Here is a 26,241-nt window from a genome sequence, read left to right as displayed (position 1 = left end):
CAGCAAGAAGACGATATCGTCTGGCATTTCAGCTTTCGGTGGGATCCACATCCAGCGTCCATTTCACCTTGCGCGACTGCGGCAGCGTGCCCATCAGCGGCAGCGTAGCCTTAATCAGCCGCTGCAGCAGCGCGCGGGAAGGATGCTGGAGCAGCAGCTGCCAGCGGTAGCGCCCGCCTCGTTTAGGCTGAAGCGCCGGCACCGGGCCCATAACCCAGAACGCTTCATCCTTAAGCGGGCTGGCTTCCAGCAGATTGCGCAGCTGCTGTAAAAAGAGCGCGGACTGCTGGTTATCGTGATCCTCCGAGCGGAACAGCGCGTGGCTGGTGAACGGCGGCAGAAACACGGTTTTCCTTTCGACCAGCGCCTGCTGCGCAAAAGCGTCGTAGCCCTGATGCAGCAGCGTTTGCAGAAGGGGATGTTCAGGATGATGGGTTTGCAGCATCACTTCGCCCTGTTTCCCGGCACGTCCGGCACGTCCGGCCACCTGGGTATAAAGCTGGGCGAAGCGCTCGGCGGAGCGGAAGTCGGCGGAAAACAGCGCGCCGTCGACATCCAGCAGCGAAACCAGCGTCACGTCAGGAAAGTGGTGGCCTTTTGCCAGCATCTGCGTGCCCACCAGGATCCTGGCGCCGCCACGATGAACGTCGGCCAGATGTTGTTCAAGCGCGCCCTTGCGGCTGGTGGTGTCGCGGTCGATGCGGGACAGCGGCACGCCGGGGAACAGCTCGCCCAGGTTTTGCTCCAGCTGTTCGGTGCCCAGGCCGACCGGCACCAGATGCGTCGAGCCGCACTGCGGGCACTGGTGCGGAATAGGGCGCTGGCTGTCGCAGTGGTGGCAGCGCAGCTGGCGGTGGTGCTGATGCAGCGTGTAGTAGCGGTCGCAGCGCTGGCATTCGGCTATCCAGCCGCACTCGTGGCAGAGCATGGCCGGAGAAAAGCCGCGTCGGTTTAAAAACAGCAGCACCTGATTATCCGCCTGCAGATGCTGCCCTATCTTTTTGATCAGCATCGGCGACAGGCCGCCCTGAAGCTTCACGCCTTTCAGGTCGATCAGCTGCTGCGTCGCCTGACGCGCGTTGCCCGCACGCTTGCTGAGGTTCAGCTGACGATATTTGCCCATCTGCACGTTGTGCAGCGTCTCCAGCGCGGGCGTGGCGGTTCCCATTACAATCGGGATATCTTCCTGACGGGCGCGAAAAACAGCCAGATCGCGCGCCTGATAGCGCCAGCCTTCCTGCTGCTTGTAGGAGCTGTCGTGCTCTTCATCGATAATAATCACGCCCAGCTGCGCAAAAGGCGTGAACAGCGCCGAGCGGGTGCCGATAACGATGGCCGTTTCACCCTGACGGGCGCGCAGCCATACCGCCAGCCGCTCGCTGTCGTTCAGCGCGGAGTGCAGCACGTCTACCGGCGCGTCAAAGCGCTCGCGGAAGCGGGCGATGGTTTGTGGCGTCAGGCCGATTTCCGGCACCAGCACCAGCGCCTGCTTGCCGCTGGCCAGCACGTTCTCCAGCACGCTCAGGTAGACTTCGGTTTTGCCGGAGCCGGTGATGCCGGCCAGCAGCCAGGCAGCGAAATGGTCGTCTTCGGCCCGGATAGCGCCGACCGCCGTGGCCTGTTCGGTGTTCAGCCGCAGCCGTTCGCCTTTGACGGCGTAATGCGTTCGCCAGTCCTGCGGCGCGCGCTGCTGCGTCTGGAGATCGCATAATCCTTTGGCGCGCAGGGCCTGAAGCGTCGCATCGGTAATGTCGTGCTGGCCGATTTCATGGCGATAGAGATTACGCTGGCGCAGCGCCGCCAGCGCCTGCTGCTGTTTCGGCGCGCGCTTCAGGCTTTCCGGGGCGGTTTCCCGACCGGTTTCCGTGATAAACCACTGCCAGAGCGGCGCTTCCCGCGCGGGTTTCCCCTGGCGCAGCAGCACGGGCATGGCGTGAAAAAGCACTTCGCCCAGCGGATAGTGATAATAGTCCGCCGCCCACAGCAGAATGCGCCACAGCGAAGCGGGATACAGCGACTCGTCGTCCAGCACTTCATAAACGGGCTTCAGCTGATCGAGGGGAAAGTCGCTGGTATCCGCAAGCCCCACCACCACGCCGACCGCTTTGCGCTTGCCAAACGGCACGCTGACGCGCGCGCCCGGCACCGCCGCAGGCAGATGCGCAGGCAGCAGATAGTCAAAGTTGCGGGCAAGCGGAACGGGCAGAGCGACCTGAACGACGGGCATGAATTTATCCGGATGAAATTATGAGCGGGATAGTGTACACTGTGTCTTCCTGAATGTGCGGATTCGATTGCAGCGAGCGGTTATTTTCTGTATAGTTCGCCGCCGTTGGTACGGCATTTTGGTATCAAATCACCTGAATTATTAATCTTCGTGTGGTGCCGGTGCAGGGTTTTCCTGGCACGGGAGAGCGACACGGCCTTAACTGAGGTTTTCCCATGAAAAAAGGTATTCACCCAAATTACGCTGAAGTTACTGCTAAATGTTCTTGCGGTAACGAAATCAAAACCCGCTCAACCGTGGGTCACGACCTGAACCTGGACGTGTGCGGCAAATGCCACCCGTTCTACACCGGCAAGCAGCGTGACGTTGCCAGCGGTGGTCGTGTTGACCGCTTCAACAAGCGTTTCAGCATCCCAGGCAGCAAATAAGTCGCCTGCACGAAGCGGATACCGTTTCGGATGCAATAAAAAACCCAGCTTCGGCTGGGTTTTTTTATATCTGCGAAAAAGCGCTCAATATTCCCAGGTATCGGGATCGACGCCCATTTCCCGCATGATCGCTTTGGCGGCTTCCGGGATTTCGTCGCTGCGCTCTTTACGCAGATCGACATCATCCGGCAGAGGCTGGCCGGTAAAAGCGTGCAGAAACGCTTCACACAGCAGCTCGCTGTTGGTGGCGTGACGCAGGTTGTTAACCTGACGACGGGTACGCTCGTCGGTCAGAATTTTTAAAACTTTTAACGGGATGGATACCGTAATTTTTTTTACCTGCTCGCTCTTTTTACCGTGCTCAGCGTAAGGGCTGATATATTCGCCATTCCATTCAGCCATGGGTTACCTTAGTCATCATTAATATTTACTGTGCCGAAATTCAGCTAATTATGCCCGAAGTTGGGCGACGCCACACCGTATTGCGCCCACTTTTTCCAGGGAGCAAAAAGGTAATATTACCGGTTATTGACAGATTGCTCAATCTATACGCAAAGACATTTAGAAGTCCAGATGTATTGACGTCTATCTGTTCCCTGTTATGCTGGTGGCTCTTCTTTCTTTCTCCTGCAGGAATTTATGCACCATGACGCGTAAACAGGCAACCATCGCGGTACGCAGCGGCTTGAATGATGACGAACAGTATGGCTGCGTTGTCCCGCCAATCCACCTCTCCAGCACCTATAACTTTACCGATTTCAACGAGCCTCGGGCGCATGACTACTCACGTCGCGGTAACCCTACCCGCGATGTTGTCCAGCGCGCGCTGGCCGAGCTGGAAGGCGGCGCCGGTGCGGTGATGACCAATACCGGCATGTCGGCGATCCACCTGGTTTGTACCGTCTTCCTGAAGCCCGGCGATCTGCTGGTGGCGCCGCACGACTGCTATGGCGGCAGCTATCGCCTGTTTGACAGCCTGAGCAAGCGCGGCGCGTATCGCGTGAAGTTTGTCGATCAGGGCAACGAAGCGGCGCTGCACGCTGCGCTGGCGGAAAAACCGAAGCTGGTGCTGGTAGAAAGCCCGAGCAACCCGCTGCTGCGCGTGGTGGATATTGAGGCTATCTGTAAGGCGGCGGCAGAAGCGGGCGCGGTTAGCGTGGTGGATAACACCTTCCTTAGCCCGGCGTTGCAAAACCCGCTGGCGCTGGGCGCCGATCTGGTGATCCATTCCTGCACGAAATACCTTAACGGCCACTCCGACGTGGTGGCGGGCGCGGTAATTGCCAAAGATCCCGAGCGGGTGAAAGAGCTGGCCTGGTGGGCGAATAATATCGGTGTAACCGGCGCGGCTTTCGACAGCTATTTACTGCTGCGCGGCCTGCGCACGCTGGCGCCACGTATGGCGGCCGCACAGCGCAACGCGCTCGCTATCGTGGATTATCTGAAACAGCAGCCGCTGGTTAAAAAGCTGTATCATCCTTCACTGCCGGAAAACGCGGGCCATCAGATTGCCGCCCGCCAGCAGAAAGGCTTCGGCGCGATGCTCAGCTTTGAGCTGAACGGCGACGAGCAGACGCTGCGTCGTTTCCTGAAGGCGCTGGAACTGTTCACGCTGGCCGAATCGCTGGGCGGCGTGGAAAGCCTGATCTCCCATACTGCTACCATGACCCATGCGGGCATGTCGGCAGAGGCGCGCGCGGCGGCAGGTATTTCGGAAACGCTGCTGCGGGTTTCCGTAGGGATTGAAGATCACGAAGATTTAATTGCCGATCTGGATAATGCATTCCGGATAGCGGCTAAGAGGTAAGCATGAGTCATTCAGCAGTGGCAGCAGGCGCGCGTCAGCTGCATAAATTCGGGGGCAGCAGCCTTGCCGACGCCAAATGTTACCTGCGGGTAGCGGGGATCATGGCGGAATACAGCCGTCCCGGCGACGTGATGGTGGTGTCCGCCGCAGGCAGCACCACCAATCAGCTGATTAGCTGGCTGAAGCTGAGCCAGAGCGACCGTCTGTCGGCGCATCAGGTGCAGCAGGCGCTGCGACGCTACCAGAGCGAGTTAATCAGCAGCCTGCTTCCGGCACAGACGGCGGACGGGCTGATCGGCGAATTCATTCGCGATCTGGAAAAGCTGGCCGCTCTGCTGGATGGCAAAATAACCGAAGCCGCCTACGCGGAAGTGGTGGGACACGGTGAAATCTGGTCGGCACGGCTGATGGCGGCCGTGCTTCAGCAGCAGGATATGGCGGCGAGCTGGCTGGACGCGCGGGAATTTCTGCGCGCCGAGCGGGCCGCCCAGCCGCAGGTGGATGAAGGAAAATCCTGGCCGCTGCTGCAACAGCTGATTGCCCAGCATCCGGGCGAGCGGCTGGTGGTAACCGGCTTTATCAGCCGCAACGACGCGGGTGAAACCGTGCTGCTGGGCCGTAACGGCAGCGACTATTCCGCCACGCAGATCGGCGCGCTGGCCGGCGTGTCGCGCGTTACCATCTGGAGCGACGTGGCGGGCGTTTACAGTGCGGATCCGCGCAAGGTGAAAGACGCCTGCCTGCTGCCGCTGCTGCGGCTGGATGAGGCCAGCGAGCTGGCGCGCCTGGCCGCGCCGGTGCTGCATACCCGTACGCTACAGCCGGTTTCCGGCAGCGATATCGACCTGCAGCTGCGCTGTAGCTACCAGCCGGAACAGGGCTCGACCCGCATTGAGCGCGTGCTGGCTTCCGGCACGGGCGCGCGGATTGTCACCAGCCACGACGACGTCTGTCTGATTGAGTTCCAGGTGCCGCCGCAGCACGATTTCGCCACGGCGCAGAAAGAGATTGAACGACTGCTTCAGCGCGCGCAGCTGCGTCCGCTGGCGACCGGCGTTCATCCCGATCGCCACCTTTTACAGCTTTGTTATACCTCGGAAGTGGTGAACAGCGCGCTGACGCTGCTGCAGGACGCGGGCATTCCCGGACGCCTACAGCTGCGGGAAGACATGGCGCTGGTCGCGCTGGTGGGCGCAGGCGTCTGCCGCAATCCGCTGCACAGCCACCGTTTCTGGCAGCAGCTGAAGGATCAGCCGGTTGAATTTATCTGGCAGTCGGAAGAGGGCATCAGCCTGGTCGCCGTGCTGCGCGTCGGGCCGACTGAACATCTGATCCGCGGTCTGCACCAGTCGCTGTTCCGCGCGGAAAAACAGGTCGGCCTGATGCTGTTCGGCAAGGGCAATATCGGCTCCCGCTGGCTGGAACTTTTCGCGCGCGAGCAGGAAACGCTATCGGCGCGGACGGGATTTGAATATGTTTTAGCCGGCGTGGTCGACAGTCGTCGCAGCCTGCTGAACTACGAAGGGCTGGACGCCAGCCGCGCGCTGGCCTTCTTTGATGACGAGGCGGTGGAGCGGGACGAGGAGTCGCTGTTCCTGTGGATGCGCGCGCACCCGTTCGACGACCTGGTGGTGCTGGACGTGACCGCCAGCGAGCAGCTCGCCGATCAGTATCTGGATTTCGCCAGCCACGGTTTTCACGTGATTGGCGCGAACAAAGTGGCCGGGGCGTCAAGCAGCGACCGCTATCGTCAGATCCGTGACGCCTTCGCTAAAACCGGCCGCCACTGGCTTTACAACGCCACCGTCGGTGCCGGGCTGCCGGTTAACCACACCGTGCGCGATCTGCGTGAAAGCGGCGACAGCATTATCGCCATCAGCGGCATCTTCTCCGGCACGCTTTCCTGGCTCTTTTTGCAGTATGACGGCACCGTGCCGTTTACCGAGCTGGTGGATCAGGCATGGCAGCAGGGGCTGACCGAACCGGATCCGCGCGTCGATCTTTCCGGTCAGGACGTGATGCGCAAGCTGGTGATCCTGGCGCGCGAGGCGGGCTACGATATCGAACCGGATCAGGTGCGCGTGGAGTCGCTGGTGCCGAAAAGCTGCGAAGGCGAGTCGGTCGATCACTTCTTTGAGAACGGCGAGGCGCTGAACGAGCAGATGCAGCAGCGCTTTGAGGCCGCACAGGAGATGGGGCTGGTGCTGCGTTACGTGGCCCGCTTTGACGCCAACGGTAAGGCGCGCGTCGGCGTCGAGGCGGTCAGGGACGATCATCCGCTGGCGGCGCTGCTGCCTTGCGATAACGTCTTTGCCATTGAAAGCCGTTGGTATCGCGATAATCCGCTGGTGATCCGCGGGCCGGGCGCAGGTCGCGACGTAACGGCAGGCGCAATCCAGTCCGACATCAACCGGCTGGCGCAGCTGCTGTAGTTTCTTTCGGGGCCGTAAAACGCGGCCCCGGCTTAAATGATAGCGCGTCATTTTTCTGTGCATTCAGCCCGATCGCGGCGGCCCTTTGATTTTCCTCACTTCTTTTTCCTGCATGAATTTCATTCAACTTTGTTGAGAATTTGTCACGCTGCGGCATCATTTATCTGTTGACGTAAAACCGCCGATCCGTCATTTTGAATGTCTGGACGTCTAAACGTATAGAAGTTCAAGGTGGGCCGTTTTCTTCCGCGATCGATGAGGTAAGCCATGAGTTTTTTCCACGCCAACCAGCGCGAAGCACTGAACCAGAGTCTGGCCGAACTGAACGGGCAGATTAACGTCTCGTTTGAGTTCTTTCCGCCGCGCAGCAGCGAAATGGAACAGACTTTGTGGCGCTCTATCGATCGTCTCGGCAGCCTGAAGCCGAAATTTGTTTCGGTTACTTACGGCGCCAACTCCGGCGAGCGTGACCGCACTCACAGCATCATCAAAGGTATTAAGGATCGCACCGGGCTGGAAGCCGCACCGCATTTAACCTGCATTGACGCCAGCCGCAGCGAGCTGCGCGCTATCGCTCAGGATTACTGGGACAGCGGCATTCGGCATATCGTGGCGCTGCGCGGGGATTTACCGCCGGGCGGCGGCAAGCCGGAAATGTACGGCGCGGATCTGGTGGCGCTGTTAAAGGAAGTGGGCGATTTTGATATCTCCGTTGCCGCCTATCCCGAGGTGCATCCGGAAGCCAAAAGCGCGCAGGCGGATTTGATCAACCTGAAGCGCAAAATTGATGCGGGCGCAAACCGGGCTATCACCCAGTTCTTTTTCGATGTGGAAAGCTATCTGCGCTTTCGCGACCGCTGCGTAACCGCCGGGATCGACGTGGAAATCGTGCCCGGCATTCTGCCGGTTTCCAACTTCAAACAGCTGCAGCGTTTTGCCACGCTGACCAACGTGCGCGTGCCGGGCTGGATGACCAGCATGTTCGCCGGGCTGGATGACGACCCGGAAACCCGCAAAATGGTGGGCGCCAACGTGGCGATGGATATGGTAAAAATCCTCAGCCGCGAAGGCGTGAAAGATTTCCATTTCTATACGCTGAACCGTGCGGAGATGAGCTACGCCATTTGCCACACGCTGGGCGTGCGCCCGGCGGTTGCCGTGCCGGCCTGATAAGTAAAAGCCAGCTGCGGCTTCGTTTACGCGAGGCGGCATTTTTTTTATGATACCTGTTTTCCAGGGCAGGAATCATGAAGAACCCATGCAAAACATTATCAGGGAAATAAAGCGGCTGGGGATAAAAGGCTGTTTACTGATGGCCTTTTTTACCGTTGTGCCTTTGGTGGCGATGGCGTACTGGTCTGCTCTTTCGCGCAACGTCTATCTGGCCGATCCAGATAGCGTTTTCTGGATAGCTGGCGAAGTCGGCGTAGGCGCCGCCTTAGTCATTACCTTAGTGGCCGTCATCTTTTTTCACCATCGCCTGACGCTGCGGCAGCTCCCTAAACTTTTTATCTGTAGCGCTTTTATGATCGGCGTGTTCTCGTTGCAGCTGCCCTCCGCTCTGGTTCGCTATCTTCCCCATCAAAGCAGTCAATATCTGACGGAGTATGACGTCTCTTTTCCCGGCCCGAGCCGGGGAAAATCGGGCCGTTGCGAAATGGGGCTGTGGCTTAAGGATCGTCACCTTAACCGCTGGATACAGTTTTGCAGCAGCAGGGCCTGGCTGGCTGAACATTGCGAAAGAGGCATGGACAGAATGGAAGTGGTGGAAGAGGTCAATAAGTATGGCGTCAGGGTCGTCAACTTCTGGTGCGCGTGGTCGCCCATTAAACCATAAGGGCGTTCATATCCGGCAGATATGAACGCCCTGTACCGTTAGCCCGTATTACGCATGCCCGCCGCGACGCCGGCTATTGTCACCATCAGCGCCTGCTCAACGCGCGGATCCGGCTCTTCACCATTGGTTTCCTGTAGGCGGGAGCGGTGCAGCAGCTCGGCCTGCAGTACGTTCAGCGGATCGGTATAAACGTTACGCAGCGCGATGGATTCGGCAATCCACGGCTGGTCGGCCATCAAATGCGCATCGTTGGCGATGGTCAGCACCGCTTTGATATCGGAATCCAGCTGGTCGCGCAGCTGCCTGCCCAGCGGCCACAGCGTCTGGTCCACCAGCCGCTGATCGTAATATTCCGCCAGCCAGAGATCGGCTTTGGAAAATACCATTTCCAGCATCCCCAGACGGGTGGAGAAGAACGGCCAGTTGCGGCACATCGCCTCCAGCTGATCCTGATGACCCGCCTGCATCGCTTTTTGCAGCGCCGCGCCCGCGCCCAGCCAGGCAGGCAGCATCAGGCGGTTCTGCGTCCAGGCGAAGATCCACGGTATCGCGCGCAGCGACTCGACGCCGCCGCTGGGGCGCCGCTTGGCCGGACGGGAGCCCAGCGGCAGTTTGCCCAGCTCCTGTTCCGGCGTGGCCGACCGGAAATAGGGCACGAAGTCGGCGTTTTCACGCACGTAGCCGCGATACATCTCGCAGGAGTCGGCGGAAAGCTGATCCATAATGCCGCACCAGGCCGCTTCCGGTTCCGGCGGCGGCAGCAGGTTGGCTTCAAGGATGGCGCCGGTGTAAAGCGTCAGGCTGCTGATGGTGACTTCCGGCAGGCCGTATTTAAAGCGGATCATTTCGCCCTGCTCGGTCACGCGCAGGCCGCCTTTCAGGCTGCCCGGCGGCTGGGAAAGCAGCGCCGCGTGGGCTGGCGCGCCGCCACGGCCAATGGTGCCGCCGCGTCCGTGGAACAGCGTCAGCGCGATACCGGCTTTTTCGCAGGTTTTAATCAGCGCATCCTGGGCCTGATACTGCGCCCAGCTGGCGGCCATCACGCCTGCGTCTTTTGCCGAATCGGAGTAGCCAATCATCACCATCTGCTTGCCCTGGATAAAGCCGCGATACCAGCCGATATCCAGCAGCTGACGCATCACGTCGTTGGCGTTGTTCAGGTCGTCCAGGGTTTCAAACAGCGGCGCCACCGGCATGGCGAAAGGAATGCCCGCCTCTTTAAGCAGCAGATGCACCGCCAGCACGTCGGAAGGCGTTTTCGCCATTGAGATCACGTAAGCGGCAATGGAACCTTTCGGCACTTCCGCCGCCACGCGGCAGGTATCCAGCACCTCCTGCGTCTCGGCGCTCGGCTCCCACTGACGCGGCAGCAGCGGGCGTTTGGAACTCAGCTCGCTGATCAGAAACGCCTGTTTATCGGCTTCCGACCAGCTGGCGTAGTCGCCCAGGCCTAAATAGCGGGTGACTTCTGCAATAGCGTCGGTGTGGCGCGTGCTCTCCTGACGCAGATCGATGCGCACCAACGGCACGCCGAAGCACTTGATGCGGCGCAGCGTGTCCAGCAGCTGGCCGTTGGCGATAATCCCCATACCGCAGGCCTGCAACGACTGGTAGCAGGCGTAGAGCGGATCCCAAAGCTGTTCGTTGGCAATCAGCAGGTTATCGGGACGCGCAGGCCGCTCGCCCTTCAGGCGGCGCTCCAGATACGCCTGGGTCGCCAGCAGCTGGGCGCGCAGGTTTTTCATGATTTCGCGGTAAGGCTCCAGCGCCTCCGGGTTGCCGCACAGCTCGCGGACTTCCGGCGTACACTCCGACATCGACAGCTCGGAAACCAGCACGGCGATATCGCGCAGGAACAAATCGGTGGCTTTCCAGCGGCTTAGCTGCAGCACGTGGCGGGTGATTTTAGCCGTCACGTTCGGGTTGCCGTCGCGGTCGCCGCCCATCCAGGAGGTAAAGGTCACCGGCACAAAATCTACCGGCAGCTTAACGCCAAACGACGCCTCTACCTGCTCGTACAGCTCGCGCAGAAAGGCCGGGACGCCTTCCCACAGGCTGTTTTCCACCACCGCGAAGCCCCACTTGGCTTCATCGACCGGCGTCGGGCGATATTTACGGATTTCATCGGTATGCCAGGCCTGCGCAACCAGCTGGCGCAAACGACGCATAATCTGCGATCGGTCGTAGTCGGAAAGATCGTTGTGATCCAGCTGTTTCAGGCAGCTGTTGACCTCGACCAGCTTGTGGATCAGCGTGCGGCGGGTGATCTCCGTCGGGTGTGCGGTCAGCACCAGCTCCAGAGAAAGCGATTCGATAGCCTCGCGAATTTTGGCTTCCGTCAGGTTGGGCTGCTGCTTCAGGCGCTCGAAGGTTTTCGCCAGCAGCTCCTGGTGATTGGCGCCTTCGCCCTTGGGCGATATGGTGTGGTACTGCTCGGCGACGTTGGTCAGGTTCAGAAACTGGCTGAAGGCGCGCGCCACCGGCAGCAGTTCGTCATTGGATAAATTTTGCAGCGTGGTAAGCAGCTCTTTACGGTGGGCGTCGTTTCCCGCGCGGGAAGACTTGGAGAGCTTACGGATGGTTTCCACCCGATCCAGGATGTTCTCGCCAAGCGCATCCTTAATCGTATCCCCGAGCAGTTTGCCGAGCATACTGACATTACTTCGCATTGCGGAATATTGTTCGTTCATATGACCCCTGACCGTTATTTTTATCACTCTCTACCGTCGCCGGTATAACATTGCCTTTTATCTAGCCACGTTCCCGTCCATCCGTCAATTGACTTAAACGTGTGCGAACCTGTCGCTAACTTGCGGTAATTTAAGAAATTTAACAGCGACGCAGCGAGATAAGTTATTCTTATCGAGAAACAAATGATAAAGCCGGGGTAAAAGGCCGTTTTACTGGCTAAATGCCCCGCTTTTCACTCAGTGATTGCAAAAATGCTGTACGACCTGCGTAATCAATTCGCGGGTAGGTTTAATAAAAGCGGTATCAAGATATTCATCCGGCTGGTGCGCCTGGTTAATCGAACCTGGCCCTAACACCAGCGTCGGGCACAGTTCCTGAATAAACGGCGCTTCGGTGCAGTAGTTCACGATGCTGGTTTCCGTGCCCAACAGCTTTTCCACCACTTTGACCAGCCGATGATCGGCCGGACATTCATAGCCGGGGATCGGCGGATGCAGCTGGCTGACGTTGACGCGGCCCGGCCAGCGTTCGCTGACGGGCGCCAGCGCCTCGTTAATCAAGCCTTCCAGCTCGTTCAGTGTCAGGCCCGGCAGCGGCCGCAGATCCATATGCAGATCGCAGCAGGCGCAAATGCGATTTGCCGCATCGCCGCCGCTGATATGGCCAAAGTTCATGGTGGGATAAGGAATGGCAAAACCGTCGTGACGATAGCGCGTTTTCAGCGTGTCGCGCAGCGCCATCAGCTGCGTGATGGATTCATGCATCAGCTCAATGGCGTTGACCCCGCGTGAAGGATCGCTGGAATGGCCCGACTGGCCTTCAATGCGGATCACATTCGACATATGGCCTTTGTGCGCCCGCACCGGCTGAAGCGAGGTAGGCTCGCCGATAATGGCGCAGTCGGGCCGCACTGTGGCGTTTTCAGAGAAATATTTCGCGCCCGCCATCGTGGTTTCTTCATCGGCGGTCGCCAGCACGTAGAGCGGTTTCGCCAGCTTTTTCACGTCAACATCGCGCAGCGCATCAAGGATAAAGGCGAAGAAGCCTTTCATATCGGCGGTGCCCAGGCCATACAACTTGTTATCGTGTTCGGTTAACGTAAAGGGATCGCGCGTCCAGCGGCCATCGTCGAACGGCACGGTGTCGCTGTGACCAGCCAACAACAGGCCGCCAGCGCCGCTGCCGGTACGGGCCAGCATATTAAATTTATGGCGCGTGCCGGGAACCGGCTGCACTTCCACCTCAAAGCCAATATCGCGGAACCAGCCTGCCAGCAAACTGATTAAAGCTTCATTACTCTGATCCATCGCGCTGTCGGTGGCGCTGATGGACGGCGTGGCGATCAACTCACGGTAAAGCTCAATAAAAGGCGGTAATTTTGTCTTCACTGTTGACAGTCCTTGCGTTAGGATAGTATCAATATTCATGCATTAATAGTGAATAAAAATACATTAATGGCGTGGGGATGGAAACCAGATTTCCTGCATAACCGGCGCTAACCGCGTGGGAATACGGCATGAAGCCGTCACCCGAAACCCGAGACCGTTATAAGGTGTCCGATGTTAAATACGCTGATTGTTGGTGCCAGTGGCTATGCTGGCGTAGAGCTTGCGACCTACCTGAACCGTCACCCTCAGGTGAACATAACCGCTTTAGCGGTATCAGCGCAAAGCCCTGACGCCGGAAAATTGCTTTCCGATCTGCATCCGCAGCTGAAAGGCATCCTGGACATGCCGCTGCAGCCGCTGACAAGCGCGGCAGAGTTCGCCGACAAAGTGGACGTGGTGTTTCTGGCGACGGCGCACGAAGTCAGTCATGACCTGGCGCCTGAATTCCTGGCCGCCGGCTGCGTGGTGTTCGATCTGTCAGCCGCGTTCCGCGTCAACGAAGAGAGCTTCTTCACCGACTATTACGGCTTCCCGCATCAGCATAAAGCGTGGCTGGCAAAGGCCGTGTATGGCCTGGCCGAATGGCAGCAGAGCCAGCTAAAAGAAGCGCAGCTGATTGCCGTGCCGGGCTGCTACCCGACCGCCGCGCAGCTGGCGCTGAAGCCGCTGATTGCGGCGGATCTGCTGAACGAAGCGCAGTGGCCGGTGATCAACGCCACCAGCGGCGTCAGCGGCGCAGGACGCAAAGCGTCCGTGACCACCAGTTTCTGCGAGGTCAGCCTGCAGCCTTATGGCATTTTCACCCATCGTCACCAGCCGGAAATCGCCGCGCATCTTGGCGTGCCGGTGATCTTCACGCCGCACCTGGGCAACTTCCCGCGCGGCATCCTGGCCACCACCACCTGTCGGCTGAAGGCGGGCGTAACGCATGAAGACGTGGCGGAAGCGTTCCATAACGCCTATCACGATAAGCCGCTGGTGCGTGTCTATGATAAAGGCGTGCCGTCGATCAAAGGCGTGGTCGGCCTGCCGTTCTGCGATATCGGCTTTGCCGTGCAGGGCGAGCACGCGATTATCGTCTCGGCGGAAGATAACCTGCTGAAAGGTGCGTCGTCGCAGGCGGTGCAGTGTATGAATATTCGTTTCGGCTTCCCGGAAACGCAGTCGCTTATTTAATCAGTGAGAAAGCCCATGACCAATCCTTTAATTATTAAACTCGGCGGCGTGTTGCTGGATAGCGAAGAGGCGCTGGCGCGCCTGTTTGACGCACTGGTGGCGTACCGCGAAACCCATCAGCGCCCGCTGCTGATCGTTCACGGCGGCGGCTGCCTGGTCGACGAGCTGATGAAGAAGCTGGCGCTGCCGGTGAAAAAGAAAAACGGCCTGCGCGTCACGCCAGCCGATCAGATCGACATCATTACCGGCGCGCTGGCGGGCACCGCCAATAAAACGCTGCTGGCCTGGTCGAAAAAACACGGTATTGATGCCGTTGGCCTGTGCCTGGGCGACGGCGGCAGCGTCAACGTGGCGGCTTTTGATGAAGAGCTGGGCCACGTGGGCCAGGCGACGCCGGGCAATCCCAAACTCATTACTACGCTGCTGGAAGCAGGCTACCTGCCGGTGATCAGCTCTATCGGCATCACCGAAGACGGCAAGCTGATGAACGTCAACGCCGACCAGGCCGCCACCGCGCTGGCCTCGACGCTGGGCGCCGATCTGGTGCTGCTCTCCGACGTCAGCGGCATTCTGGACGGCAAAGGCCAGCGCATCGAAGAGATGACGACGGCGCTGGCGGAACAGCTGATCGCCCAGGGCATCATTACCGATGGCATGATTGTTAAAGTCAACGCCGCGCTGGATGCCGCCCGCACGCTGGGCCGTCCGGTCGATATCGCCAGCTGGCGTCATGCCGAACAGCTACCAACCCTATTTAACGGCGTGTCGATTGGCACCCGGATCCTCGCTTAACCGGTTCAAGGAAATGACAATGCAAGATAAAAGCATCAAAAAAATCGTTCTGGCTTACTCTGGCGGTCTGGATACCTCCGCGATTATTCCGTGGCTGAAAGAGAACTACGGCGGCTGTGAAGTGGTCGCCTTCGTGGCCGATATCGGCCAGGAGCGTGGCGATCTGGAAGGCGTTGAGCAGAAAGCGTTGCAGTCCGGCGCTTCCGAATGCCACGTAGTGGATCTGCGTGAAGAATTCATCAGCGATTACGTCTATCCCGTGCTGCAAACCGGCGCGCTGTATGAAGGTACTTATCTGCTGGGCACGTCGATGGCGCGTCCTATTATCGCCAAAGCGCAGGTTGAGCTGGCGCTGAAAGTCGGCGCGGATGCGCTGTGCCACGGCGCAACCGGTAAAGGCAACGACCAGGTGCGTTTCGAAACCACCTACACCGCGCTGGCCCCACAGCTGAAAGTGGTTGCCCCATGGCGCGAGTGGAACCTGCGTTCCCGTGAGGCGCTGCTCGACTATCTGAAAGAGCGCAACATCCCGACCACCGCGTCGCTGGAAAAAATCTACAGCCGTGATGAAAACGCCTGGCATATCTCTACCGAAGGCGGCGTGCTGGAAAGCCCGTGGAATGCGCCAAACAAAGACTGCTGGGTCTGGACTGTCGATCCGCTGGAAGCGCCGGACCAGCCTGAGCAGGTGACGGTATCCGTGGAGAAAGGCCGCGTGGTTGCCGTAAACGGCGAAGCGCTAAGCCCGTTCGGCTGCCTGGAAAAACTGAACGTTATCGGCGCGAAACACGGCGTGGGCCGTATCGATATCGTCGAAAACCGTCTGGTGGGCATCAAGTCTCGCGGCTGCTACGAAACCCCTGGCGGCACCATTATGGTCAACGCGCTGCGTGCGGTTGAGCAGCTGGTGCTGGATCGCGACAGCTTCAAATGGCGCGAACAGCTGGGCCACGAGATGTCCTACGTGGTTTACGACGGCCGCTGGTTCGCGCCGCTGCGTAAATCCATTCAGGCCGCTGCCGAATCGCTGGCGGAAGAAGTCAACGGCGAAGTGGTGCTGCAACTTTATAAAGGTCAGGTTACGGCGATCCAGAAGAAATCCGCCAACAGCCTCTACTCAGAAGAGTTTGCGACCTTCGGCGAAGATGAAGTGTACGACCATCGTCACGCGGGCGGCTTTATCCGTCTGTTCTCGCTCTCTTCACGCATCCGTGCGCTGAACGAGAAAAAGTAAGCCGGGATTTTGCCTGGCGAAATAAGGCGGCGCAGGCCGCCTTTTAAAGAAAACTCAATGAATTTAAGGGAGCACTGACATGGCACTTTGGGGTGGACGGTTTACTCAGGCAGCAGATCAACGTTTCAAACTGTTTAATGACTCGCTGCGCTTTGACTATCGTCTGGCAGAGCAGGACATTGTCGGGTCCGTAGCCTGGTCCAAAGCGCTGGTGACGGTCAATGTTCTGACTACAGAAGAGCAGCAGCAGCTGGAAGCCGCGCTGAACGTGCTGCTTGAGGAAGTGCGCGCTAATCCGCAGCAGATCCTGGAAAGCGATGCGGAAGATATTCACAGCTATGTTGAAGGCAGGCTGATTGAGAAAGTCGGCGCGCTCGGCAAAAAGTTGCATACCGGCCGCAGCCGTAACGATCAGGTCGCCACCGATCTGAAGCTCTGGTGCAAAGCGCAGATCGGCGAGCTGCTGATCGCCACGCGTCAGCTACAGCAGGCGCTGGTGGCCACGGCAGAAGCGAACCAGGACGCGGTCATGCCGGGCTACACCCATTTGCAGCGCGCGCAGCCGGTGACCTTTGCGCACTGGTGCCTGGCTTATGTCGAGATGCTGGCGCGGGATGAAAGCCGCCTGCAGGATACGCTGAAGCGTCTGGACGTCAGCCCGCTGGGCTGCGGCGCGCTGGCCGGCACGGCTTATGAAATCGACCGCGAGCAGCTGGCCGGCTGGCTGGGCTTTGCCTCCGCCACGCGCAACAGCCTGGACACCGTTTCCGACCGCGATCACGTGCTGGAGCTGCTTTCCGACGCCTCTATCGGCATGGTGCATCTTTCCCGCTTCGCCGAAGATCTGATTTTCTTCAATACCGGCGAGTCAGGCTTTGTCGAGCTGTCCGATAAGGTTACCTCCGGCTCTTCGCTGATGCCGCAGAAGAAAAACCCGGACGCGCTGGAGCTGATCCGCGGCAAGTGCGGCCGCGTGCAGGGCGCGCTGACCGGCATGATGATGACGCTGAAAGGCCTGCCGCTGGCCTACAACAAAGATATGCAGGAAGACAAAGAAGGCCTGTTCGACGCGCTGGACACCTGGTCCGACTGTCTGCATATGGCCGCGCTGGTGCTGGACGGCATTCAGGTGAAGCGTCCGCGCTGCCAGGAAGCGGCAGAGCAGGGCTATGCCAATGCGACCGAGCTGGCTGACTATCTGGTAGCTAAAGGCGTCCCGTTCCGCGAAGCGCATCATATCGTGGGCGAAGTCGTTGTGGCGGCAATTGGCAAAGGCGTGGCGCTGGAAGCGCTAAGGCTGGAAGAGCTGCAACAGTACAGCAAGGTGATTGGTGAAGACGTCTATCCGATCCTGTCGCTGCAATCCTGTCTGGACAAGCGTAATGCGAAGGGTGGTGTTTCGCCGCATCAGGTGTCGCTTGCGATTACCGACGCGAAAAATCGCCTGGCGTAAGCAAAAAAAAGGCGGGCATCAGGCCCGCCAACTAATTTCGACTTATATTTTTATTTTAGGCACATAAGAGGGCGGGCTATGGCTCGCCTTCTTAATTCTTAGGCTAAAAAGAACTGTTCCAGATCGTCGCTGCCGCCGATGTGGCGTCCGCCGATAAAGACCTGAGGAACGGTCGCACGGCCGGTTACAGCGCGCAGGCTGACGGTGGTGGCATCCTGGCCCAGCACGATTTCTTCGTACTGAATACCGCGATCCAACAGCATCTGCTTGGCTTTAGCGCAGAACGGGCAGCCCGGCTTGGTGAACAGGGACACGGACTCCTGCACCTTAAATTCCGGTGCCAGATAGCGCAGCATGGTGTCGGCATCAGACACTTCAAACGGGTCGCCCGGCTTGTTTGGTTCAACAAACATTTTCTCTACCACGCCGTTACGAACCAGCATGGAGTAGCGCCATGAGCGCGGGCCAAAGCCCAGATCCGCTTTCTCGACCAGCATTTCCATGCCGCGAGTAAAATCGCCGTTGCCATCCGGGATAAAGGTAATGTTGTTAGCGTGCTGATCGGCTTTCCACGCGTTCATAACGAAGGTGTCATTGACCGATACGCACAGAATATTGTCCACGCCGTGTTTTTTGAAAACGTCTGACAGCTCGTTATAGCGTGGCAGATGGCTCGATGAACAGGTTGGCGTAAACGCGCCTGGCAAAGAGAACACGATGACAGTTTTGTCTTTAAACAGCTCATCAGTCGTGACGTCTACCCAGCTGTCGCCCTGACGCGTATGAAAAGTGACCTGCGGGACTGACTTACCTTCCTGACTTGCAAACATAAACTACCTCTTGATTAGGGGTAAAAGTGATTCATCTCTCGAACGGGTGACATTATTATCATCCGGGCTTGATAGGGCTAATCGTTGATTGCTATTCTATCTATCGCCATGAACTATCGTGGCTCGGAGGAAAAGATGAATATTCGCGATCTTGAGTATCTGGTAGCGTTGGCTGAACATCGGCATTTCCGACGGGCAGCTGATTCCTGCCACGTCAGTCAACCTACGCTCAGCGGTCAGATCCGCAAGCTGGAAGATGAACTGGGCGTTATGCTGTTAGAACGCACCAGCCGTAAAGTGCTTTTCACTCAGGCTGGCTTGTTGCTGGTCGACCAGGCGCGCACCGTGCTGCGCGAGGTCAAGGTGCTGAAAGAGATGGCCAGCCAGCAGGGCGAGGCGATGTCCGGGCCGCTGCATATCGGGCTGATCCCGACCGTGGGACCTTATCTGCTGCCGCAGATTATCCCGACGCTGCACAAAACCTTTCCCAAGCTGGAGATGTATCTGCACGAGGCGCAAACGCAGCAGCTGCTGGCGCAGCTGGACAGCGGCAAGCTCGACTGCGCGATCCTGGCCCTGGTGAAAGAGTCAGAAGCCTTTATCGAGGTGCCGCTGTTTGATGAGCCGATGAAGCTGGCGATCTATCAGGATCATCCGTGGCACGACCGCGATCGCGTACCGATGTCGGATCTGTCTGGCGAGAAGCTGCTGATGCTGGAAGACGGCCACTGCCTGCGCGATCAGGCAATGGGCTTTTGCTTTCAGGCCGGGGCAGACGAAGACACGCATTTCCGCGCCACCAGCCTGGAAACGCTGCGTAATATGGTGGCGGCAGGCAGCGGCATCACGCTGCTGCCCGCGCTGGCGGTGCCGAAAGAGCGCGTGCGCGACGGCGTTTGCTATCTGCCGTGCTACAAGCCGGAACCGCAGCGCACCATCGCGCTGGTGTACCGGCCAGGCTCGCCGCTGCGCGGCCGCTATGAGCAGCTGGCAGAGGCGATCCGCACCCATATGCAGGGCTATATGAACAGCGCGTTAAAACAGGCGGTTTAACCCGTTCAGCGCGGCCACGCGGTAGGCTTCGGCCATGGTGGGATAGTTAAAGGTGGTATTCACGAAGTATTCAATCGTGTTGCCGCCGTTTTTCTGCTCCATGATGGCCTGGCCGATATGAATGATCTCGGCAGCGCGTTCGCCAAAGCAGTGGATCCCCAGGATCTCTTTGGTTTCACGGTGGAAAAGGATCTTCAGGCTGCCAACGTTCATCCCCACAATCTGCGCGCGCGCCAGATGCTTAAACTGCGCCCGACCCACTTCGTAAGGCACCTTCATCGCCGTCAGCTGCTGCTCCGTTTTGCCCACCGAACTGATTTCCGGAATGGTATAAATACCGGTTGGGATATCCTCAATCAGGTGCGCGTTCGCTTCGCCTTTCATCAGCGCCTGAGCGGCAATGCGGCCCTGATCGTAAGCGGCGGAAGCCAGGCTTGGATAGCCGATCACATCGCCTACGGCATAAATATGCGGCTGGGCGGTCTGATACATGCTGTTGACCTTCAGCAGGCCACGGCCGTCCGCTTCCAGCCCGACGTTTTCCAGCCCCAGCGCATCGGTATTCCCGGTACGGCCGTTGGCGTACAGCAGGCAGTCGGCCTTCACTTTTTTGCCGGACTTCAGATGCATGATCACGCCGTCGCTGACGCCTTCGATTTTCTCGAACTCTTCGTTATGGCGGATAACCACGCCGCTGTTCCAGAAATGGTAGGAAAGCGAATCTGAGATTTCCTGATCGAGAAACGCCAGCAGATGATCGCGCGTGTTGATTAAATCAACTTTTACGTTCAGTCCACGGAAGATAGAAGCATATTCGCAGCCGATCACGCCCGCGCCATAAATAATGACGTGGCCAGGCTCATGATGCAGATTAAGAATGGAATCGCTGTCGTAAATGCGCGGATGGGTAAAGTCCACGTCTACCGGATGATAAGGACGCGAGCCGCAGGCGATAACAAATTTCTCAGCGGTCAGTCTTTCCACGCTGCCGTCGTGCGTAACGATTTCGATAGTGTTGGCGTCAACGAAACGGGCGTCGCCCTGATACAGTTCGCAGCGGTTGCGCTCGTAAAAGCCCTGACGCATCCGCGTTTGCTGACTGATAACGTTTTCCGTATGGTTCAGAATGTCAGCAAAAGACGAGCGCAGCAGGCGGGTGTGATCGCTGTAAAGCGGATTCTGGTTAAATTCGATAATGCGGCTGACGGCGTGGCGGAGTGCTTTTGATGGAATGGTTCCCCAATGGGTACAACCGCCGCCGATATTGTGATAACGCTCGATAACGGCAATGCGCGCGCCCTGTTTAACCAGGCCCATCGCCGCGCCTTCGCCGCCAGGACCGGAACCAATCACGATGGCGTCGTAATCATAAGACTGTTGCATACCAATACGTCCTATATTCTTATACAAATTTTCAACTTTATTCTAACATCTCGTGAGCGGGTTCCCAATTTTAACTGTTCAATTTGCCATTTATTGACAAAGCGGAAGGTTAACAGGCGTACACAAAGTTGATACCGCTGTACGCTGAAAAGTTTGATATAGTGCAAATCTGGCAGGCAAAACAGGCACAAACATGGGCGTCAGAGCGCAGCAAAAAGAACGGACACGGCGTTCGCTGATCGAAGCGGCATTCAGCCAACTGAGTGCCGAGCGGAGTTTTGCCAGCCTGAGCCTGCGGGAAGTCGCCAGGGAAGCGGGCATCGCGCCGACTTCCTTTTATCGTCATTTTCGCGATGTTGACGAGCTTGGGCTGACAATGGTGGATGAGAGCGGCCTGATGCTGCGCCAGCTGATGCGCCAGGCGCGTCAGCGTATCGCTAAAGGCGGCAGCGTTATCCGCACCTCGGTGTCCACATTTATGGAATTCATCGGCAATAATCCCAACGCTTTCCGCCTGCTGTTGCGTGAACGCTCCGGCACGTCGGCCGCGTTTCGCGCCGCGGTAGCCCGTGAAATCCAGCATTTTATCGCCGAGCTGGCGGACTATCTTGAAGTTGAAAATCGTATGCCGCGCAGCTTTACCGAAGCGCAGGCGGAGGCGATGGTTATTATTGTCTTTAACGCCGGGGCCGAGGCGCTGGATATCGACGTGGCGCAGCGACGCCAGCTGGAAGAGCGGCTGGTGTTGCAGCTACGGATGATCTCTAAAGGCGCTTACTACTGGTATCGACGCGAACAGGAGCGGCTGGCGGTGTCGCCAGGCGCCCATGATTAGGAGAGTGAGATGAGTTTAGCGACTGGCCGGGACAAGGGTACGCTGCTGCTGGCCTTTCTGACCGGGCTATCCATTAACGGCTCGTTTTCGGTGCTGTTCAGTTCGATAGTGCCGTTTTCCGTTTTCCCGCTTATCGCGCTGGGCCTTTCCGCCTGGTGCCTGCATCAGCGCTATCTTAACCGCGCGATGCCGGACGGCATGCCTTCTCTCGCCGCTGCGTTTTTCCTGCTCGGCATCCTGGTTTACAGCGCTATCGTCCGCGCGGAATATCCTGAAATCGGTTCTAACTTTGTGCAGACTATTTTGATGGTTGCGCTAATTTTCTGGATTGGCCTGAAGCTGCGGGCGCGCAGAGGCGGCTAACGCCCGACGGTGCAATAAAAAGAGCGATGCCTGGCATCGCTCTTTTGCGTTTAGCGCCGCGTCAGCAGAACGCCGCACTCCATATGATGGGTATAGGGGAACTGGTCAAACAGCGCCAGCCGTTCAACGTCATGGGTGGCGGAAAGCGTAGCCAGATTGTCGCACAGCGTCTGCGGGTTGCAGGAGATATAAAGGATGCGCGGGTAAGCCTGCACCATTTTTACCGTCTCTTCATCCAGCCCGCTACGCGGCGGATCGACAAAGATAGTCTCGCACTCGTAGCTGCTGAGATCGATGCCTTCCAGACGGTTAAACTGGCGCGTGCCGTTCATCGCCTGGGTAAACTCTTCTGCCGCCATGCGGATAATCTGCACGTTTTCAATATTGTTGACGGCAATATTGTACTGGGCGGAAGCGACCGACGGTTTGGCGATCTCCGTAGCCAGCACGCGACGGAAATTGCGTGCCAGCGCTAAAGAGAAGTTGCCGTTGCCGCAGTAGAGTTCCAGCAAATCGCCGCTGGCGTCTTTTGTCACGTCCAGCGCCCACTCCAGCATTTTAATGTTCATCGCCGCGTTCGGCTGGGTAAAGCTGTTCTCTACCTGACGATAGATCAGCTCTTTTCCGGCTACCGGTAAACGCTCGTCCACAAAATCCCGATCCAGGCAGATTTTGGTTTTAGTGGCGCGGCCAATCAGATGCAGATCGAAGCCTTCCGCACGCAGCTCGTCACGCAGCGCCGTGGCCGCCTGCTGCCATTCATCCGTCAGCGCGCGATGGTAAAGCATGGAAACCACAATCTGCTTGCTCAGCGTGGAGAGATAATCAATCTGGAACAGCTTATGGCGCAGCACCGGCTTATCGCGCACGGCGTCAATCAGGCGAGGCATCAGCTGATTGATCAGTTCACTGGCCGCCGGAAAGCTGTCGACGCGGATACGCTGGCGCGTCTGCTGGTCAAAAATAATATGGTAGAGGTCGTCGCCGTCGTGCCAGATCCGGAACTCAGCGCGCATACGGTAGTGGCTGACTGGCGAACGGAAAACTTCGACATCCTGTGCGGTAAAAGGAACCATCAGCGTTTGCAGACGGGCTACTTTCTCTTCCAGTTGGGCATCGTAGTGTTCGATCGGCAGCTGTTCGGGAGTCATGGTCATTCCTGGGTTAAGGGCCTTAAAAGCCCTGCGATTGTAGGCATCCGCCGCGTAATGTCCAGCGTTGTCCGGTGCTGGCATCGTTTGGATGCGCGGGCGTCTGGAATTCTGTATGGGTTAACCATAAAATGCGCTGCCGGCCTTTCAATAAGTTAAAAGGGAATCCAGTGCAAAGCTGGAGCTGACGCGCAGCGGTATGGAATGTCGTCGTGGGTGCCTGACACTGTCTTTGGATGGGAAGTCTGCACTGTTTCATGATTCCGAGCCCGAAGACCTGCCGGTGATTACGTCGCAACTCCTACGAGCGCGTTCTTTCTCGTATGCCTGCGGCATCTGCATGATCTACCGGATGCTCTGACACCATGATAACGAAACCGAAGCTGTTCGCCTTCAGCGCTACGGCACTTTCCCTCTGGGCGCAATATGGCTTTGCGCAGGATGCCGACAGCACGTTGGTCACCACCGCAAACCGTTTTGCACAACCCGTTTCCTCCGTGCTTGCGCCCACCACGGTCGTCACGCGCGAGGAGATAGATCGCTGGCAGTCGAAAAGCGTTGCCGATGTGATGCGTCGGCTGCCGGGCGTGGATATCGCGCGCAACGGTGGGCTGGGGCAGCAAACCTCGCTGTTTATTCGCGGCACCAACTCCAGCCACGTGCTGGTGCTGATTGACGGCATTCGCCTGAATCAGGCCGGCATCAGCGGCTCTTCCGACCTCAGCCAAATCCCGATCTCGCTGGTGCAGCGTATTGAATACGTGCGCGGCGCGCGCTCGGCCGTTTATGGCTCTGATGCGATTGGCGGCGTGGTTAACATTATTACCGGGCGGGAAAAACCGGGCACGACCTTAACGGCCGGAGTCGGTTCAAACGGCTATCAGGCTTATGACGGCGCCACGCAACAGATGCTGGGGGAAAACACGCGTGTGACCCTGGCGGGTAACTATACCTATACCAAAGGGTATGATGTGGTGGCGAACTATCCGGATGCTTCAGGCAACGAGCGGCAGAAAGATCGCGATGGCTTTATGAGCAAAACGCTTTACGGCGCGATTGAACAGCAGATCAATGACGAGTTCAGCGGTTTCGTGCGCGGCTACGGCTACGACAACCGCACGGCCTACGATGGCTACTCTACCTATGTTAAGCCGGATACCTATGTCGATACGCGTCAGCTTTACAGCCAGACGTGGGATGGCGGCCTGCGCTTCAATAACGGGCTTTACTCTTCTCAGCTTGTCGCCAGCTATAGCCACTCTAAAGATTACAACTACAGCCCAGGCCTGGGACGGTATGACGGATCCGCTACGTTAGACGACTCGCAGCAGTACAATCTGCAATGGGGCAATAACATTGTGGTAGGCAACGGCAGCGTTAGCGGCGGCGTCGACTGGCAGAAGCAAACCATCGAGCCCGGCACGGCCTACGTTACCGACAGCCACGAAGTAACAAATACCGGCCTTTATGCAACAGCCCAGCAGGCGTTCGGTTCACTGACGCTGGAAGGCGCGGTGCGCGGCGACGATCATGCCGAATTTGGCTGGCATAACACCTGGCAAACCAGCGGCGCATGGGAGTTTGCAGAAGGCTATCGCGTTATCGCCAGCTATGGAACGGCCTTTAAGGCGCCAACCATCGGCCAGCTTTACGGCTCCTTTGGCGGCAACAGCGATCTCGATCCGGAGCAAAGCAAGCAGTGGGAAGGGGGCTTCGAAGGCCTGACCGGCCCGGTTACCTGGCACGTGTCGGGCTATCGCAACGATATCGATAGTCTGATCGACTACAGCAACGTAACCAGCAGCTACTACAACGTGAATAAAGCCACGATTAAAGGCGTGGAAACCACGGCGTCGTTTGATACCGGCCCCGTCAGCCACACGCTTTCCTATGACTATACGGATGCGCGTAACGGTGAAACCAACGAAATCCTCTTGCGTCGCGCCAAACAGCAGGTGAAGTATCAGCTTGATTACACCCTGTATGCCTTCGACTGGTCGCTCAGCTATCAATATCTGGGCCAGCGCTACGATAAAGAGTATTCACAGGATGTCAGCGGCAAAATTGTGAAGCTTGGCGGCGTCAGCTTATGGGATCTCGCGGTTTCGTATCCGGTCACATCCCGGCTGACCGTTCGTGGTAGAATAGCCAACCTGTTTGATAAAGATTACGAGACAGTTTATGGCTATCAAACTCCAGGAAGGGAGTATTACCTCAGCGGCAGCTACACCTTCTAATCCGCGACCCACCGTGCTGGTGTTTGATTCCGGCGTCGGTGGGCTTTCCGTCTGCGAAGAGATCCGGCAGCTGCTGCCGGATCTGCACTATATCTACACCTTTGATAACGTTGCCTTCCCCTACGGTGAAAAAAGCGAAGCTTTTATTGTTGAACGCGTGCTTGAAATCGTGACCGCCGTTACGCGTCTGTATCCGCTGTCGCTGGTAGTTATCGCCTGCAACTCGGCCAGCACCGTTACGCTTCCCTCCCTGCGCGAACGTTTCAGTTTTCCTGTCGTCGGCGTGGTGCCGGCAATTAAACCCGCTGCGCGCTTAACGCGTAACGGCGTAGTCGGCCTGCTGGCGACGCGAGGGACGGTAAAGCGTCCTTATACCCATGAGCTGGTTAAGCGCTTCGCCGGTGAATGCAAAACGGAAATGCTGGGTTCCGCAGAGCTGGTGGAGCTGGCGGAAGCCAAGCTGCAGGGTAAAGAGGTGCCGCTGGAGCAGGTAAGACAGATCCTGCAACCCTGGCTGCGGATGAAAGAGCCGCCCGATACGGTGGTGCTCGGCTGCACGCACTTCCCTTTATTGGCGGATGAACTGCAACAGGTATTGCCTGAAGGGACGCGATTAATCGACTCCGGCGCGGCTATCGCGCGTCGCACCGTCTGGCTGCTGGAAAATGAGTCGCCAAAAGTCTTCTCCGAAGAAAGTAATCTGGCCTTTTGTCTGGCAATGACGGAGCAGGCAGTACAATTAATGCCCGTTTTACGGCGTTATGGCTTCGAAAAGCTCGAAAAACTGGCGCTTTAGCCCGGCTTTGCATAAAAAAACAACGGTCGGAAAATTTTTTAAAAATAGGGGTTGTCAGCCGTCAGAAACTCCCTATAATGCGCCTCCACTGACACGGAACAACGGCCTGACGGTCACCGGGTCAGAAG

The 26,241-nt window shown here is 58.0% G+C and carries 21 protein-coding genes and 1 riboswitch; of the genes, 14 read left to right on the top strand and 7 right to left on the bottom strand.

What is annotated here, in order from left to right; translation table 11 throughout:
* Nucleotides 1–28: 28 nt before the first annotated feature.
* Complete coding sequence (priA, locus tag AB3U87_RS17565; protein WP_253457105.1) at nucleotides 29–2,227, bottom strand: primosomal protein N'; 2,199 nt, start codon at nucleotides 2,225–2,227, stop codon at nucleotides 29–31.
* 215 nt (nucleotides 2,228–2,442) lie between these two features.
* On the opposite strand from priA, the gene rpmE reads away from it, so the two are divergent.
* Entirely contained in the window at nucleotides 2,443–2,655 is a 213-nt protein-coding gene (gene rpmE / locus AB3U87_RS17560; protein ID WP_024966154.1) for a 50S ribosomal protein L31, read from the top strand.
* An 84-nt stretch (nucleotides 2,656–2,739) separates the two neighbouring features.
* Here the strand turns inward: rpmE and metJ are convergent, their stop codons facing one another.
* Nucleotides 2,740–3,057 carry a met regulon transcriptional regulator MetJ gene (gene metJ / locus AB3U87_RS17555; protein ID WP_125290568.1) on the bottom strand — a complete coding sequence of 106 codons (318 nt, stop codon included), beginning with the start codon at nucleotides 3,055–3,057 and terminating at the stop codon, nucleotides 2,740–2,742.
* A gap of 244 nt (nucleotides 3,058–3,301) precedes the next feature.
* On the opposite strand from metJ, the gene metB reads away from it, so the two are divergent.
* The 4 genes from metB (at nucleotide 3,302) to AB3U87_RS17535 (ending at nucleotide 8,731) form a co-directional block, all read left to right on the top strand.
* Nucleotides 3,302–4,462 carry a cystathionine gamma-synthase gene (metB, locus tag AB3U87_RS17550; RefSeq protein ID WP_301252494.1) on the top strand — a complete coding sequence of 387 codons (1,161 nt, stop codon included), beginning with the start codon at nucleotides 3,302–3,304 and terminating at the stop codon, nucleotides 4,460–4,462.
* Between the two features lie 2 nt (nucleotides 4,463–4,464).
* A complete protein-coding gene (locus AB3U87_RS17545) occupies nucleotides 4,465–6,894 on the top strand; it encodes a bifunctional aspartate kinase/homoserine dehydrogenase II (RefSeq protein WP_369896589.1) in 2,430 nt (809 codons plus the stop codon).
* Nucleotides 6,895–7,161: 267 nt separating this feature from the next.
* On the top strand, nucleotides 7,162–8,064 hold the full coding sequence (metF, locus tag AB3U87_RS17540; protein ID WP_253457115.1) for a methylenetetrahydrofolate reductase: 903 nt from the start codon (nucleotides 7,162–7,164) through the stop codon (nucleotides 8,062–8,064).
* A gap of 88 nt (nucleotides 8,065–8,152) precedes the next feature.
* Nucleotides 8,153–8,731: a hypothetical protein gene (locus tag AB3U87_RS17535; protein WP_253457119.1), complete on the top strand. Its 579-nt coding sequence runs from the start codon at nucleotides 8,153–8,155 to the stop codon at nucleotides 8,729–8,731.
* 38 nt (nucleotides 8,732–8,769) lie between these two features.
* Here the strand turns inward: AB3U87_RS17535 and ppc are convergent, their stop codons facing one another.
* The gene (gene ppc / locus AB3U87_RS17530; RefSeq protein ID WP_301252495.1) at nucleotides 8,770–11,421 is read right to left on the bottom strand and encodes a phosphoenolpyruvate carboxylase; all 2,652 of its coding nucleotides are present in this window, start codon (nucleotides 11,419–11,421) and stop codon (nucleotides 8,770–8,772) included.
* A 237-nt stretch (nucleotides 11,422–11,658) separates the two neighbouring features.
* Nucleotides 11,659–12,810, bottom strand: coding sequence for an acetylornithine deacetylase (gene argE, locus AB3U87_RS17525; RefSeq protein ID WP_301252496.1), 1,152 nt, complete (start codon nucleotides 12,808–12,810; stop codon nucleotides 11,659–11,661).
* Between the two features lie 171 nt (nucleotides 12,811–12,981).
* On the opposite strand from argE, the gene argC reads away from it, so the two are divergent.
* The 4 genes from argC (at nucleotide 12,982) to argH (ending at nucleotide 17,465) form a co-directional block, all read left to right on the top strand.
* The gene (gene argC / locus AB3U87_RS17520) at nucleotides 12,982–13,986 is read left to right on the top strand and encodes an N-acetyl-gamma-glutamyl-phosphate reductase (protein ID WP_370734999.1); all 1,005 of its coding nucleotides are present in this window, start codon (nucleotides 12,982–12,984) and stop codon (nucleotides 13,984–13,986) included.
* 15 nt (nucleotides 13,987–14,001) lie between these two features.
* Nucleotides 14,002–14,778, top strand: a complete 777-nt coding sequence (gene argB / locus AB3U87_RS17515; RefSeq protein ID WP_253457130.1) for an acetylglutamate kinase — start codon at nucleotides 14,002–14,004, stop codon at nucleotides 14,776–14,778.
* Between the two features lie 19 nt (nucleotides 14,779–14,797).
* Nucleotides 14,798–16,012 (top strand): argininosuccinate synthase, encoded by a 1,215-nt coding sequence (locus tag AB3U87_RS17510; RefSeq protein ID WP_125290558.1) that lies wholly within the window; start codon nucleotides 14,798–14,800, stop codon nucleotides 16,010–16,012.
* 79 nt (nucleotides 16,013–16,091) lie between these two features.
* Nucleotides 16,092–17,465 carry an argininosuccinate lyase gene (argH, locus tag AB3U87_RS17505; RefSeq protein ID WP_301252499.1) on the top strand — a complete coding sequence of 458 codons (1,374 nt, stop codon included), beginning with the start codon at nucleotides 16,092–16,094 and terminating at the stop codon, nucleotides 17,463–17,465.
* Between the two features lie 98 nt (nucleotides 17,466–17,563).
* Here argH and AB3U87_RS17500 read toward each other — a convergent pair whose 3' ends face one another.
* Complete coding sequence (locus AB3U87_RS17500) at nucleotides 17,564–18,295, bottom strand: glutathione peroxidase (RefSeq protein WP_125290556.1); 732 nt, start codon at nucleotides 18,293–18,295, stop codon at nucleotides 17,564–17,566.
* Between the two features lie 135 nt (nucleotides 18,296–18,430).
* Here AB3U87_RS17500 and oxyR point away from each other — a divergent pair, with 135 nt between their 5' ends.
* Entirely contained in the window at nucleotides 18,431–19,348 is a 918-nt protein-coding gene (gene oxyR, locus AB3U87_RS17495; RefSeq protein ID WP_253457136.1) for a DNA-binding transcriptional regulator OxyR, read from the top strand.
* Here the strand turns inward: oxyR and sthA are convergent.
* Nucleotides 19,331–20,731, bottom strand: a complete 1,401-nt coding sequence (gene sthA / locus AB3U87_RS17490; protein ID WP_253457139.1) for a Si-specific NAD(P)(+) transhydrogenase — start codon at nucleotides 20,729–20,731, stop codon at nucleotides 19,331–19,333. The two genes, oxyR and sthA, sit on opposite strands and share 18 nt — an antisense overlap.
* Nucleotides 20,732–20,924: 193 nt before the next feature.
* Between sthA and fabR the strand changes: the two genes are divergently transcribed.
* Nucleotides 20,925–21,566 carry an HTH-type transcriptional repressor FabR gene (gene fabR / locus AB3U87_RS17485; protein ID WP_253457141.1) on the top strand — a complete coding sequence of 214 codons (642 nt, stop codon included), beginning with the start codon at nucleotides 20,925–20,927 and terminating at the stop codon, nucleotides 21,564–21,566.
* Between the two features lie 9 nt (nucleotides 21,567–21,575).
* Nucleotides 21,576–21,929, top strand: a complete 354-nt coding sequence (locus AB3U87_RS17480; protein ID WP_253457144.1) for a YijD family membrane protein — start codon at nucleotides 21,576–21,578, stop codon at nucleotides 21,927–21,929.
* A 50-nt stretch (nucleotides 21,930–21,979) separates the two neighbouring features.
* On the opposite strand, the gene trmA is transcribed toward AB3U87_RS17480, so the two are convergent.
* A complete protein-coding gene (gene trmA, locus AB3U87_RS17475) occupies nucleotides 21,980–23,080 on the bottom strand; it encodes a tRNA (uridine(54)-C5)-methyltransferase TrmA (protein ID WP_253457149.1) in 1,101 nt (366 codons plus the stop codon).
* A gap of 126 nt (nucleotides 23,081–23,206) precedes the next feature.
* A riboswitch (cobalamin riboswitch) is annotated at nucleotides 23,207–23,379 on the top strand.
* A 66-nt stretch (nucleotides 23,380–23,445) separates the two neighbouring features.
* On the opposite strand from trmA, the gene btuB reads away from it, so the two are divergent.
* Together btuB and murI are read left to right on the top strand one after the other, a co-directional pair.
* Nucleotides 23,446–25,317 (top strand): TonB-dependent vitamin B12 receptor BtuB, encoded by a 1,872-nt coding sequence (btuB, locus tag AB3U87_RS17470; RefSeq protein ID WP_369896592.1) that lies wholly within the window; start codon nucleotides 23,446–23,448, stop codon nucleotides 25,315–25,317.
* The gene (murI, locus tag AB3U87_RS17465; protein ID WP_253457155.1) at nucleotides 25,262–26,113 is read left to right on the top strand and encodes a glutamate racemase; all 852 of its coding nucleotides are present in this window, start codon (nucleotides 25,262–25,264) and stop codon (nucleotides 26,111–26,113) included. Before btuB ends, murI begins: the two co-directional genes overlap by 56 nt.
* Nucleotides 26,114–26,241: the final 128 nt, after the last annotated feature.

Origin of the sequence: Erwinia plantamica, from assembly GCF_043420595.1 — a bacterium.
GTDB classification, from domain to species: Bacteria; Pseudomonadota; Gammaproteobacteria; order Enterobacterales; family Enterobacteriaceae; genus Erwinia; species Erwinia aeris.
This window is presented reverse-complemented; position numbering and strand designations above follow the sequence as displayed.